Genomic DNA, 12,041 nt, shown 5'->3' on the forward strand with positions numbered 1-12,041 from the left:
CCATGGAACGAGCTTCAGCAGTAGCAGTCTCCGTCGGCCAGGCAATCAACGAGGACCTGCTCCTCACCGGCAGCCACATCGAGCCATCACTTGTGGTGGCCGGCCTGGTCATCCGGTCGGCCCAGCGGCGGGCGGACCGGGCGGCCCAGGTTAGGTGTGCCGCCTTCATGTTCGCCGCCCTCGTGGTAGTGGCGGCCTACATCGCCGTTCCCTTGGCGCTGGCCCTGCAGGTGGCGGTGCTTTCGGCGCCGGTGGTCCTGGTGATCTCCGCCGCGGTCCTGACCGAACTTGCCCTGATCGTGGCGTTCATCATCCTGAAAACCGAAGGAGCCCCAGATGCGGCAACCGAGGATATTTAGGAATCTGGCGTTCCTGATGGTTGCGGTGGCCCTGGCGGCGGGCGGCCTCACGGCGGCCCGTCTCACCGATAGCCCACAGCGGTTCCCGGTGCCCGCCGACGGCAGAACCTACTTCGGGGTCCAGTTGGACTCCGAATTCGACTCGGTGGCCGGCTACGCCTCCCACCTCGGTTCAACGCCGGCCGTGTACGGGCGCTACGTGGATTTTCCGTTCAGTCCGGAGGAGGAGGGCGCGGTCAATGAAGAGATCCAGGAACTTGCTGACCACCGCTCGTCCTTCATGCTCACCCTTGAACCGAGACAGGGCCTTGCCGCCGTTACCCTCGAGGCCCTGACGGCGCTGACCAGCCTGTTGACGGCATGGAACCAGAAGGGCGTGCCGGTCATCGTCCGGTTCGGGCATGAGATGAACGGCGCCTGGTATGCGTGGGGCCAGCAGCCCACGGCCTACATCGATAAGTTCCGTCAGGTTGCAGCCGCTGTCCACAAGGCCCCTTCATCCGCAATGCTCTGGTCCCCGAACGAAGGCGCCGGCTATCCCTATTCGGGAGGGCCGTACGAGGCCCGTCCCGGCAGCCCGGACTTTCCGGCCTTGGACACGAACGACGACGGCCAACTCACCATGAAGGACGACCCCTACGCTCCGTACTGGCCCGGGGACGATGCCGTGGACTGGGTGGGCATCACCCTCTACCACTTCGGCAAGGCCTACCCCTGGGGAGACAACACAGTCCCGGAGCGGGGGAAGCTGGCCGCCAAGATCACCGGAACCTTCAAGAGCGCCTACACCAATGACACCGACGTCCCCGACTTCTACAAGGACTACGCGGACGGGCACAGGAAGCCCTTTGCCATCTCGGAAACAGGGGCCTTCTACAACACCTCGCGCAGCGACGGGGCTACCGAACTGGCGATCAAGGAGGCCTGGTGGACCCAGCTTTTCGACCCGGGACTGCAGAGAAGGTTCCCGAGGCTGAAGATGGCGCTCTGGTTCGAGCACTCAAAAACCGAGAACCAGCCGGGCAGCCCGGTCGTCGACTGGCGTGCCACGGCCACACCCCAGATCCGGGACCCGTTCGTGAGGGCAATGCCGGACAGGTTCAGCATGGCACCGGTGAAATAACGACGACGGCGCTCACCTCGCCCGCCAGCTCCACCTAAGACTTGTCGGGGATGGGCTGAATGTCACGTTCTGGCGAATGAGCTTGGCGTCGTCGCCGGGTCCGGGTGCAAGGCTGGGAAATGCGCTCCGGATCCGGCGACCTGAAGCTGCGGTTAGCGGCTACCTGTGCTTCAGTGACAGGACCAGCCTCTACCCGGCACACTGTGAATGCCCGGGCGACCTGATAGTCGGAGCCCGCTTTGACCCCCGTTCAGGGGGTGCCCGCAAGATTTTCCCAAGCTAGCCCAAGCCGTCGCCATAGGCGGGAACAGGGGCAATCTCGCTCCCCGACCCTGACAGGGCATCAGCTTCGTCCGCCGGGTTGAACCGGAGCTACAGGAGGGAGAGCGCCAGCCGCTCGGGGTTTTCTGCAGCATCCTCAGCGAGCAAGTCCAGCAGGTAGCGGCCATAGCCGCTCTTGCCGAGGGGCTCGGCCCGCTCGCGCAGCTCATCGTCGGTGAGGAACCCGAGCCGCCACGCAATCTCCTCGGGGCAGCCGATGGAGAGGCCCTGACGCTTCTGGACGGTGCGGACGAACTCCGAAGCCTCGTTGAGCGAATCGAAGGTGCCGGTATCCAGCCAGGCCGTACCGCGGGGGAGGATCTCCACCTGGAGCTTGCCGCGCTCCAGGTATTCGCGGTTCACATCAGTGATTTCCAGTTCGCCGCGCAGCGAGGGCTTGAGATTGCGGGCAATTTCGACAACGTCGTTGTCGTAGAAGTAAAGCCCGGGTACGGCGTAATGGCTTTTTGGCTTCTCCGGCTTTTCCTCGAGGGATATGACCTTGCCTGTGACATCGAACTCGACGACGCCGTACGCGGTCGGGTCGGCTACGCGGTAGCCGAAGACTGCGCCGCCGTCGATATCCGCGAAACGGCGGAGCTGCGTTCCCATGCCTTGGCCATAGAAAATGTTGTCACCGAGAACCAGAGCGACGGGTCCGTCTCCGATGTGGTCGGCTCCCAGAACGAATGCCTGGGCAAGTCCATCGGGAGAGGGCTGCTGCGTGTAGGTGATGTTGACGCCAAACTGGCTGCCGTCGCCCAGCAGACGCTGGAACTGGTCGGCGTCGTGGGGGGTCGTGATGATCAGGATGTCCCGGATTCCGGCGAGCATCAGAGTCGACAGCGGATAGTAGATCATCGGCTTGTCGTAGACAGGAACCAGCTGCTTGCTGATGCCCAACGTAATCGGATGAAGTCTTGAACCGGTCCCCCCGGCGAGGATAATCCCGCGCATGGGATCTAGTTTCGGTGATTTCGTAGGTTCAAACAAATCGGTGGCGTTATGGAAATATGGGAAACATGCAGAAATTTCTCGTGACCGGTGGGGCCGGTTTCATCGGTTCCAATTTTGTGCACTATGTCCTTAATCACACGGATAATGCTGTTACCGTTCTGGACAAGCTAACTTACGCGGGAAACCGGGCCTCGCTCGAGGGGTTGCCGGATGACCGCTTTCAGCTCGTCGTCGGGGATATCGCCGATGCGGCACTTGTTGAAAACCTGGTGGCCGACTGCGATGTGGTGGTTCATTACGCCGCTGAGTCACACAATGACAATTCCCTGCATGACCCGAGGCCGTTCCTCGATACGAACATCGTCGGCACGTATACGCTGATCGAAGCTGCTCGCAAGCACAGCAAGCGCTTCCACCACATCTCCACGGACGAGGTGTACGGCGACCTGGAATTGGATGATCCGGAGCGCTTCACGGAGAACACCCCGTACAACCCCTCCAGCCCCTACTCCTCCACAAAGGCAGGCTCGGATCTCCTGGTCCGGGCCTGGGTCCGCTCCTTCGGACTTCAGGCAACCATCAGCAATTGCTCGAACAACTACGGCCCCTACCAGCACGTTGAGAAGTTCATCCCGCGCCAGATCACGAATGTCATCGACGGCGTTCGGCCGAAGCTGTACGGCAAGGGCGAGAACGTTCGTGACTGGATCCATGCCAATGACCACTCGTCGGCAGTACTGGCCATTATTGCCAAGGGCCGCATCGGTGACACCTACCTGATCGGGGCGGATGGTGAGAAGAACAATAAGGATGTTGTCGAGCTGATCCTGAAGCATATGGGCGAGGCTCCCGACGCGTATGACCACGTAGTGGATCGCGCCGGCCATGATCTGCGGTATGCCATCGACTCCACAAAGCTTCGGACGGAATTGGGCTGGCAGCCTGAGTTCTCTGACTTCGACGCCGGCATTGAGGACACGATTGCCTGGTACCGGGACAACGAGGACTGGTGGCGCCCTCAGAAGTCGGCCACGGAAGCGAAGTACAAGGAACAGGGCCAGTAGCGCCATGACGATCGAGTTTTCGAAGCCGCTCCGTGCTCAGGAGACGCCAATCCCCGGCGTAGTTCTCTACGATCTTCCCGTCCATGGGGATAACCGCGGCTGGTTCAAGGAGAACTGGCAGCGCGAGAAGATGACCGCGCTGGGATTGCCGGATTTTCGGCCCGTCCAGAACAACATCTCTTTCAACGAGAAGGCGGGAACCACCCGCGGTATCCATGCGGAACCCTGGGATAAATTCATCTCAGTGGCCACAGGCAGGATTTTCGGCGCCTGGGTCGACCTGCGCGAAGGTCCTTCGTTTGGAGCGGTGTTCACGGCTGAACTGGATGCCAGCCAGGCCATCTTCATTCCCCGGGGAGTCGGAAACGCGTTCCAGACGCTCGAGGACAACACGGCCTACACCTACTTGGTGAACGATCACTGGTCCGCAGATGCCCAGGGCCAGTACACCTTCCTGAACCTCGCCGATGAAAGCGCGGCCATTCAATGGCCGGTTCCCTTGGACAAGGCGGAGCTTTCGGATAAGGACAAGGCTCACCCGCGACTGTCAGATGTTCGCCCCATGGCGCCGAAGAAAACGCTGGTGCTGGGTGCTGACGGGCAGCTCGGCAAGGCTTTGAGGGCCATCTATGCCGGCGACGACTCGGTGGACTTCGCGAACCGCGCCGAATTCGATCTGGCCAGCCCGGATTCATACAGCAGCCGGAACTGGAAGAACTACTCGACCATCATCAACGCTGCGGCGTACACCGCCGTAGATGCGGCTGAAACTCAAGATGGGCGTGCCGCAGCCTGGGAGATCAACGTCAATGCGGTTGCCCGTTTGGCCCGCATCGCGGTCGAGTACGACCTGACGCTGGTACACATCTCGTCAGACTACGTTTTCGACGGCGGCCGCGACGTCCATGACGAGAGCGAGTCGTTCACCCCGCTTGGCGTCTATGGCCAGACGAAAGCTGCCGGGGACGCTGTTGTCAGTGTCGTCCCCAAGCATTATGTCGTGCGGACCAGTTGGGTCATCGGTGAAGGAAACAACTTCGTGCGCACAATGGCATTGCTGGCGGAGCGGGGAATCAAGCCGTCAGTTGTCAACGATCAGGTGGGGCGGCTGTCCTTCACGCAGGACATTGCAGCCGGCATCATCCATTTGCTTCAGAGCGGTGCCGCCTATGGCACCTACAACCTCAGCAACAACGGCGACCCGCAGTCGTGGGCGGATATCGCGGCGGACGTCTTTGAACTGGCGGGCTCATCTCGGGACGATATAACTGGCGTCAGTACAGCTCAGTACTTCGAAGGCAAAGCGGCCGCTCCCAGGCCGCTGAACAGCGCCCTGGACCTGGATAAGATCCGCGCCGTGGGATTCTCGCCGAGGCATTCGCGTGATGCGCTGAGCGAGTATCTGCGGCCGTAACCCACTCCCTGCGCTGCTCCGAAAGCGCCGCTGACTTCGCCCGAAGTTAGCGGCGCTTTTCTGTGCCCGCTGCTTGACGCTGCAGTTTCGTTCCGCATATCCTGAACGAACGGTCGGTAAATAATCTTTCCGGTACGGACAGAGGTCCTGTACGGACGTGAATATGCATAGGAGCAACCATGGCAGCGCAGAACCTGCACTCAGTGCCTGGCCAGCCGGCAGCCCCGGGCGCCGAAGGTGCTGACAATGGGCAGGCCCAGCTGGAGGCCGAGGGCCAGGCGTACTTTGACCGCGTGATCTCCGAGGATTCCCGGATCGAGCCGCGCGACTGGATGCCTGCCGCCTACCGCAAGACTCTCCTGCGCCAGATCTCGCAGCATGCGCACTCGGAGATCATTGGCATGCAGCCGGAGGCCAACTGGATCTCCCGCGCCCCGAGCCTGAAGCGCAAAGCCATCCTGATGGCCAAGGTCCAGGACGAGGCCGGCCACGGGCTCTACCTCTACTCCGCCGCCGAGACCCTGGGCCAGTCCCGCGACCAGATGATGGACGACCTCATCGCCGGCAAGGCCCGCTACTCTTCGATCTTCAATTACCCGGCCCTCACCTGGGCGGACATGGGAGCAATAGGCTGGCTGGTGGACGGCGCCGCCATCTGCAACCAGGTGCCGCTGTGCCGCGCGTCGTACGGTCCCTACGGCCGGGCCATGGTGCGCATCTGCAAGGAAGAGTCCTTCCACCAGCGCCAGGGCTTCGAGATCCTGCTCGAACTGTCCAACGGAACGCCCGCGCAGAAGCAGATGGCGCAGGACGCCGTGAACCGCTGGTACGCCCCGGCGCTGATGATGTTCGGCCCGCCGGACGACGATTCGCCCAACTCCAAGCAGTCCATGGCCTGGAACATCAAGCGCTTCAGCAACGACGAGCTGCGCTCGCGGTTCGTCGGCATGATGGTGGAGCAGGTCAGGGTCTTGGGCCTCACCCTCCCGGACAGCGAGGTCCGCTACAACGAGGACACCAAGAAGTGGGAGCACGGCCCGCTGGACTGGAACGAATTCAAGGAAGTTTTGGCCGGGCGCGGCCCCTGCAACTCGCAGCGGCTTGAGCGCCGCCGGCAGGCGCACGACGACGGCGCCTGGGTTCGCGAGGCAGCCGCCGCCTACGCGGCGAAACAGATAGCGAAGCAGGTTAACAAGCAGAAGGAATACGCAGCATGAGCCTCCATGTCGACTCCCCAACCTCGCAAGCTCGGCCGGGGACCCCGGTCGCCATGGCTCCACACGGCAACCCAGAGTTCCCCGGCGAGAAGCCCGTGGCAGCGAGCAGTCCGGTCGCTCCCGTGAGTGAGCCCGAGAAGTCCGCGAGCCCGGCGGTTCAGCCTGCTGAAACCCCGCACCGCAGCGTCTGGCCCCTGTGGGAGGTCTTCGTCCGGTCCAGCCGCGGCCTGTCCCACGTGCACGCCGGCTCCCTGCATGCGCCGGATGCCGCCATGGCTCTGCGCAACGCCCGTGATCTGTACACCCGCCGCAACGAGGGCGTGTCCATCTGGGTGGTCCCGGCCGACGCCATCGCCAGCAGCGACCCGGACGCGAAGGGCTCGTTCTTCGAATCGCCGCAGGGCAAGGACTACCGGCATGCCACGTACTACACCAAGAGCGAAGGCGTGAAGCACCTGTGAACCCGGAGACACAAGAAACCACAGGCCACGGCGACATCTCCGTCGGCGTCGCCGGCGCAGGGGCCAGCGGCGACGGATCAGCCAGCGCCACCCGCATCACCCCCGGCAACGCACTCCGCCCGGAGGACATCGCGCTCGAGGTCCGCACCGGCCTGGCCAAGCCCACCGAGGACGTGGCCGTGTACGCGCTGAGCCTGGGCGACGACGCCCTGGTCCTCGCCCAGCGCCTGGGCCACTGGATCTCCCGCGCCCCCGAGCTGGAAGAGGATGTGGCCCTGGGCAACATTGCCCTGGACCAGCTGGGCCACGCCCGCAGCTTCCTCAGCTATGCCGGGGGAGCGTGGGAGAAGTCCGAGGATGACCTCGCTTACTTCCGCCGCGAGCACGAGTTCCGCTCCGCGCACCTGTTCGAGCAGCCCAACGGGGACTTCGCCGTCACCATCGCCCGGCAGTTCGTGGTGAGCTACTACCAGTTCGAGCTCTACCGCCGGCTCACCGAATCCACCGACGCCACGCTGGCCGCCATCGCCGCCAAGGCCGTGAAGGAGGTGGACTACCACCGCGACCACAGCACCCAGTGGGTCCTCCGCCTCGCACAAGGCACGGACGAATCCCGCCGCCGCATGATTCACGGACTGAAGCTCATCTGGCCCTACGTCGGCGAGCTCTTCGTGGACGACGAGCTGGTGAGCCGCCTGGCAGAGGCTGGTGCCGCCGTCGAACCTTCCAGCCTGAAGGAGGACTTTGACCGCCTCACCGGCGAGGTTCTGAAGGAAGCCGAGCTGGAGGTGCCGGACGTCCCGCCAGCGCCCGGCGGCGGCCGCCGCGGCCGGCACTCGGAACACCTGGGCTACCTGCTCGCGGAGATGCAGGTGCTGGCCCGCGAGCATCCCGGAGCAAGCTGGTGACTGCCATGTACATCTCGGACTTCGAGACCAGGACCGGGGAAACGGCCCGGCAGAAGGCGTGGGACATCGCCGCCACAGTCTGCGATCCGGAGATCCCGGTGCTCACCATCGAGGACCTGGGCATCCTGCGCTCGGTGCAGGTGACGCAGGAACAGCACACTGTCGACGGCGGGCCGGTGCCCGCTGTCCAGGTCACCATCACGCCCACCTACTCGGGCTGCCCGGCGATGGACGCCATCCGCGACGACCTCAAGACCGCCTTCCACAGGGAGGGCTACCCCAGCGTGCACGTGGAGCTGGTGCTGAGCCCGGCGTGGACCACTGACTGGATGACCGAGCCCGGCAAGGCCAAGCTGAAGGAGTACGGCATCGCACCGCCCACCGGCAAAGCAACGCTGGGCCACAACGGACCGGTGCGCCTGAGCCTCGCCGTGAAGTGCCCGCAGTGCTCGTCGCTGAACACCAAGGAACTCACCCGCTTCGGTTCCACCTCCTGCAAGGCGCTGTACGTGTGCCAGGACTGCCGGGAACCGTTCGACTACTTCAAAGTCCTGTAAGGAAAAGCCCATGCCCGTTGTCCGCCAGACCGCAGCCGAATCAGCGGAGGCCACCGGCCGCCGTCGTCCGTCCTTCCACTCCCTCACCGTCGCGGAGGTGCGCCGGCTGACGGAGGACGCCATCGAGGTGACCTTCGCGGTGCCGGCAGAACTGGCCGGGCAGTTCGACTACCTGCCGGGCCAGTACGTGGCCCTGCGCACCACGCTCCCGGACGAGACCGGCGAGCCGAAGGAGATCCGCCGCAGCTACTCCATCTGCGCCGAGCCGCGCAGCTTCGCGGACGGCAGCAGCGAGATCCGGGTGGCCGTCAAGAAGGACCTGGGCGGGCTGTTCTCCACGTGGGCCAACGCCGAGCTGAAGGCGGGGGACACGCTGGACGTGATGAGCCCCATGGGCGCGTTCGTCTCCAAGCACGGCCGCGACGGCAACACCGTGGAGCAGAACGTCATGAACTCCATGAACCATCCGGAGGAGCTGGCGGGGGAGCCGGGGAACTTCGTGGCCATCGCCGCGGGCTCGGGCATCACGCCCGTGATCGCGATCGCCCGGACGCTGCTGGCCGCCAACCCGGACACCCGGTTCGACCTGATCTACGCCAACAAGGCCGCCATGGACGTGATGTTCCTGGAGGAGCTGGCGGACCTGAAGGACAAGTACCCGCAGCGGCTGGCGCTGCACCATGTGCTGTCCCGTGAGCAGCGGATCGCGCCGCTGCTGAGCGGACGGATTGACGCCGAGAAGCTGCAGCAGCTGCTGGGTACCGCCATCCACGCGGACGACGTGGACGAGTGGTTCCTGTGCGGGCCGTTCGAGCTGGTGCAGCTGTGCCGGGACACCCTGGCCGAGCGCGGCGTGAAGCCGGAACACGTCCGGTTTGAGCTGTTCACCTCCGGCAAGCCGGACCGGCCCGAGGGCAACGCCGGCCGCCCCGTTATCGCGGACGAATCCCAGGAGACGTACAAGATCACGTTCAAGCTGGACGGCCTGCAGGGGGACGTCGCCAGCCCCACGCACGCCCGCGAGTCCATCCTCAACGCGGCGCTGCGGGTCCGCCCGGACGTGCCGTTCGCGTGCGCCGGGGGAGTGTGCGGCACCTGCCGTGCCAAGGTGGTCACCGGCACCGTCACCATGGACGAAAACTACGCGCTGGAGCAGGATGAGCTGGACAAGGGCTACGTCCTGACCTGCCAGTCCCACCCCACCAGCAAAGAGGTAACCGTCGACTTCGACGTCTGACGCCGGTTGAGCCTGTCGAAACCCGCCCCGCCGCACTCCGAAAGAAGGAACCAATGATCTCCCTCTCCATCGCCGACGGCGTCGCCGAAGTGGTCCTCAACGCCCCGCAGAAGCTGAACTCGCTGGACGAGCAGGCGCTGGCGGAACTGTCCCGGGCGTACGACGACGCCGCTGCCGCCGCCTCCCGCGGTAAGGTGCGGGCGCTGCTGCTGAGGGGAGAGGGGCGCGCCTTCTGCGCGGGCAGGGATATCGCCGGTGTGACGCCGGAAACGGACGACGCCGAGGCCTACTTGGGTGGTCTGGTGCAGCCGCTGCTGCAGAAGATGAGCGCGTTCCCGGCGCCGACGTTTGCGGCAGCGCAGGGAGCGTGCCTGGGCGTCGGGCTGGGGTTGTTGCTGGCGACGGACGTGGTGTACGTGGCGGAGAACGCGAAATTTGGCTCACCGTTCGCCAAGCTGGGTGCCACGCTGGACTCAGGCGGCCACTGGTACTTCACCGAGCGGGTGGGAATGCACCGGACGCTGGACCTGATCTACACGGCGGAGCTGATTTCCGGTGCGGAGGCTGTGGCTCAGGGGATGTTCAGCCGCGCCCTGCCGGCTGAGGAGCTGCTGGATTCAACCAGGGCGATTGTGTCCCGGGTGGCGACCGGTGCGACGGGAGCGTTCAAGGCCAGCAAGGAATTGGTGGCGCATATCCGTGACCAGCGCCTGGGCCTGTGGACGTCGATGGAGGAGGAGAACGCTGAGCAGGCGCGCCTTTGCAAGACGGAGGACTACGCTGAAGGGTTCCGCGCGTTCCAGGAGAAACGGGAGCCAGAATTCAAAGGGTGATCGACCTACCGCTGCCGCACCCTCTCGAAACCACCTTCCCGAACCCACTCCTCAACAACCCCCAGGATCCAAACGCCCAGCATTGCCCCGGCAGTATTCGCCACGATGTCCATCGCGCTGGGAAACCGGTCGTGCAAAAAAACCTTTTGTCCCAGCTCGATGCTGCACGACGCCAGAAATGCGCTGAGCACTATCCGCCCCCGATGAAATGCGGGGAAGGCAAGGGCGGCAAGCATGCCGATAGGCGTGAACATCACGATGTTGGACGCGAACTCCACGAAGTTGTAGTTGATCAGCTCGGGCACTCCCGAGTGGTGAAGGGCAAAGAGCACCGCCTGCAGCCGCCCGGCAACAGGACGGTCAACGGGGGTCGGCCAGAACGCCACGAAGGCGAGTGCGGCCAGATAGAGAGCCAGCACGGTACGCGAAAATGCCGCGACGTCGGACCGGTTCCATCTCCCCATAGAGAAAACGCTACGGTAGCCTCGACGCAGGCCGAAATCTGTGAGTGGAAATTTCGCTTTCCGCAAGTCAATTTGTAAGGTTCGACCATGACATTGGGGAAATCAGTACGTAAAGCAGTTATTCCGGCCGCCGGGCTGGGCACGCGCTTCCTGCCCGCCACCAAGGCGATGCCGAAGGAGATGCTGCCGGTAGTGGACGCTCCTGCCATTCAGTATGTAGTTGAGGAGGCCGTCGATGCCGGGCTCAACGATGTTTTGATGATTACTGGCCGCAACAAGCGGGCGCTGGAGGATCACTTTGACCAGGCTCCGGCACTGGAGAGGACCCTGGAACTCAAAGGCGACCAGGCTCGCCTCGATGCAGTGCAGCACGCTTCGGGCCTTGGTCCTATCCACTACCTGCGGCAGGGTGAGCCGAAGGGCCTCGGTCACGCAGTCCTGTGCGGGCGTCAGCACGTCGGGGATGAGCCGTTTGCAGTTCTGCTGGGGGACGACCTCATCGACGAGCGGGACGAGCTCTTGACCACGATGATTGAGGTCCAGGAACAGACCGGCGGTTCGGTGATTGCCTTGATCGAGGTGGAGCCGTCTCAAATCAGCGCTTACGGCTGCGCGGACATCTCGGCCGTCGATGGTGAGGGCTATGTCCGGGTGAACAGACTGGTGGAGAAGCCCACTGCGGATGAGGCGCCGTCCAACCTGGCAGTCATTGGTCGTTACGTGCTTCATCCTGCGGTGTTCGATGTCCTCGAGAAGACCGAGCCCGGCCGCGGCGGGGAAATCCAGCTGACAGATGCCCTGCAGACGCTTGCTGCGGCCGACGGCAACGGCGCTGGCGTTTATGGCGTCGTTTTCCGAGGCCGCCGTTACGACACAGGAGACAAGCTCAGCTATCTGAAGGCGGTCATCACGCTGGCCTCTGAACGCGCGGAGTTCGGCGAGGACCTGAAGTCCTGGATGAAGGAATTCAAGGGTTAGTTACAGCGGTTAGCGAGCACAGGAAAAGCCCCGGCGTCGTTCTGGGCTTCCCTGTCTAGCCTTTTTCGCAAATACTAAAGCGGGCCAGCTCCGGGTTTCCGGAGCTTGCCCGCTCCAGTCTCTTATACAAAACTCCGATCCCACGAGA

The 12,041-nt window shown here is 63.9% G+C and carries 13 protein-coding genes; 11 read left to right on the plus strand and 2 right to left on the minus strand.

Annotation, left to right across the window (positions count from 1 at the left end):
• Nucleotides 1–2: 2 nt before the first annotated feature.
• Entirely contained in the window at nt 3–359 is a 357-nt protein-coding gene (locus tag ACFUTU_RS04395) for a hypothetical protein (RefSeq protein WP_377961086.1), read from the plus strand.
• The gene (locus tag ACFUTU_RS04400; protein WP_377961088.1) at nt 337–1,482 is read left to right on the plus strand and encodes a glycoside hydrolase family 26 protein; all 1,146 of its coding nucleotides are present in this window, start codon (nt 337–339) and stop codon (nt 1,480–1,482) included. Before ACFUTU_RS04395 ends, ACFUTU_RS04400 begins: the two co-directional genes overlap by 23 nt.
• Nucleotides 1,483–1,854: 372 nt before the next feature.
• Here the strand turns inward: ACFUTU_RS04400 and rfbA are convergent, their stop codons facing one another.
• Nucleotides 1,855–2,760: a glucose-1-phosphate thymidylyltransferase RfbA gene (gene rfbA / locus ACFUTU_RS04405; protein WP_377961091.1), complete on the minus strand. Its 906-nt coding sequence runs from the start codon at nt 2,758–2,760 to the stop codon at nt 1,855–1,857.
• Between the two features lie 65 nt (nt 2,761–2,825).
• Here rfbA and rfbB point away from each other — a divergent pair, with 65 nt between their 5' ends.
• The 8 genes from rfbB (at nt 2,826) to ACFUTU_RS04445 (ending at nt 10,451) form a co-directional block, all read left to right on the plus strand.
• A complete protein-coding gene (gene rfbB / locus ACFUTU_RS04410) occupies nt 2,826–3,824 on the plus strand; it encodes a dTDP-glucose 4,6-dehydratase (RefSeq protein ID WP_377961093.1) in 999 nt (332 codons plus the stop codon).
• A gap of 4 nt (nt 3,825–3,828) precedes the next feature.
• Nucleotides 3,829–5,238, plus strand: a complete 1,410-nt coding sequence (locus tag ACFUTU_RS04415) for a sugar nucleotide-binding protein (protein WP_377961096.1) — start codon at nt 3,829–3,831, stop codon at nt 5,236–5,238.
• A gap of 179 nt (nt 5,239–5,417) precedes the next feature.
• The gene (gene paaA / locus ACFUTU_RS04420) at nt 5,418–6,455 is read left to right on the plus strand and encodes a 1,2-phenylacetyl-CoA epoxidase subunit PaaA (protein ID WP_377961098.1); all 1,038 of its coding nucleotides are present in this window, start codon (nt 5,418–5,420) and stop codon (nt 6,453–6,455) included.
• 53 nt (nt 6,456–6,508) lie between these two features.
• Nucleotides 6,509–6,916, plus strand: a complete 408-nt coding sequence (gene paaB, locus ACFUTU_RS04425) for a 1,2-phenylacetyl-CoA epoxidase subunit PaaB (protein ID WP_377961132.1) — start codon at nt 6,509–6,511, stop codon at nt 6,914–6,916.
• Nucleotides 6,913–7,824, plus strand: coding sequence for a 1,2-phenylacetyl-CoA epoxidase subunit PaaC (paaC, locus tag ACFUTU_RS04430; protein ID WP_377961101.1), 912 nt, complete (start codon nt 6,913–6,915; stop codon nt 7,822–7,824). Before paaB ends, paaC begins: the two co-directional genes overlap by 4 nt.
• A gap of 5 nt (nt 7,825–7,829) precedes the next feature.
• Entirely contained in the window at nt 7,830–8,381 is a 552-nt protein-coding gene (gene paaD, locus ACFUTU_RS04435; protein ID WP_377961135.1) for a 1,2-phenylacetyl-CoA epoxidase subunit PaaD, read from the plus strand.
• Nucleotides 8,382–8,391: 10 nt separating this feature from the next.
• The gene (paaE, locus tag ACFUTU_RS04440) at nt 8,392–9,618 is read left to right on the plus strand and encodes a 1,2-phenylacetyl-CoA epoxidase subunit PaaE (RefSeq protein WP_377961103.1); all 1,227 of its coding nucleotides are present in this window, start codon (nt 8,392–8,394) and stop codon (nt 9,616–9,618) included.
• Between the two features lie 53 nt (nt 9,619–9,671).
• The gene (locus ACFUTU_RS04445) at nt 9,672–10,451 is read left to right on the plus strand and encodes an enoyl-CoA hydratase/isomerase family protein (protein ID WP_377961106.1); all 780 of its coding nucleotides are present in this window, start codon (nt 9,672–9,674) and stop codon (nt 10,449–10,451) included.
• A 5-nt stretch (nt 10,452–10,456) separates the two neighbouring features.
• On the opposite strand, the gene ACFUTU_RS04450 is transcribed toward ACFUTU_RS04445, so the two are convergent.
• A complete protein-coding gene (locus ACFUTU_RS04450) occupies nt 10,457–10,915 on the minus strand; it encodes a VanZ family protein (RefSeq protein WP_377961108.1) in 459 nt (152 codons plus the stop codon).
• 87 nt (nt 10,916–11,002) lie between these two features.
• On the opposite strand from ACFUTU_RS04450, the gene galU reads away from it, so the two are divergent.
• Nucleotides 11,003–11,893: a UTP--glucose-1-phosphate uridylyltransferase GalU gene (gene galU, locus ACFUTU_RS04455; protein ID WP_377961110.1), complete on the plus strand. Its 891-nt coding sequence runs from the start codon at nt 11,003–11,005 to the stop codon at nt 11,891–11,893.
• The last annotated feature ends 148 nt before the right edge of the window (nt 11,894–12,041 follow it).

The sequence above is a fragment of the Arthrobacter sp. NPDC057388 genome (assembly GCF_042668165.1).
Classification (GTDB): Bacteria; Actinomycetota; Actinomycetes; order Actinomycetales; family Micrococcaceae; genus Arthrobacter.

Coding starts and splice junctions, on each gene's coding strand:
- ACFUTU_RS04395 (WP_377961086.1), top strand. CDS start 3: ATGGAACGAGCTTCAGCAGTAGCAGTCTCCGTCGGCCAGGCAATCAAC.
- ACFUTU_RS04400 (WP_377961088.1), top strand. CDS start 337: ATGCGGCAACCGAGGATATTTAGGAATCTGGCGTTCCTGATGGTTGCG.
- rfbA (WP_377961091.1), bottom strand. CDS start 2,760: ATGCGCGGGATTATCCTCGCCGGGGGGACCGGTTCAAGACTTCATCCG.
- rfbB (WP_377961093.1), top strand. CDS start 2,826: ATGCAGAAATTTCTCGTGACCGGTGGGGCCGGTTTCATCGGTTCCAAT.
- ACFUTU_RS04415 (WP_377961096.1), top strand. CDS start 3,829: ATGACGATCGAGTTTTCGAAGCCGCTCCGTGCTCAGGAGACGCCAATC.
- paaA (WP_377961098.1), top strand. CDS start 5,418: ATGGCAGCGCAGAACCTGCACTCAGTGCCTGGCCAGCCGGCAGCCCCG.
- paaB (WP_377961132.1), top strand. CDS start 6,509: ATGGCTCCACACGGCAACCCAGAGTTCCCCGGCGAGAAGCCCGTGGCA.
- paaD (WP_377961135.1), top strand. CDS start 7,830: ATGTACATCTCGGACTTCGAGACCAGGACCGGGGAAACGGCCCGGCAG.
- paaE (WP_377961103.1), top strand. CDS start 8,392: ATGCCCGTTGTCCGCCAGACCGCAGCCGAATCAGCGGAGGCCACCGGC.
- ACFUTU_RS04445 (WP_377961106.1), top strand. CDS start 9,672: ATGATCTCCCTCTCCATCGCCGACGGCGTCGCCGAAGTGGTCCTCAAC.
- ACFUTU_RS04450 (WP_377961108.1), bottom strand. CDS start 10,915: ATGGGGAGATGGAACCGGTCCGACGTCGCGGCATTTTCGCGTACCGTG.
- galU (WP_377961110.1), top strand. CDS start 11,003: ATGACATTGGGGAAATCAGTACGTAAAGCAGTTATTCCGGCCGCCGGG.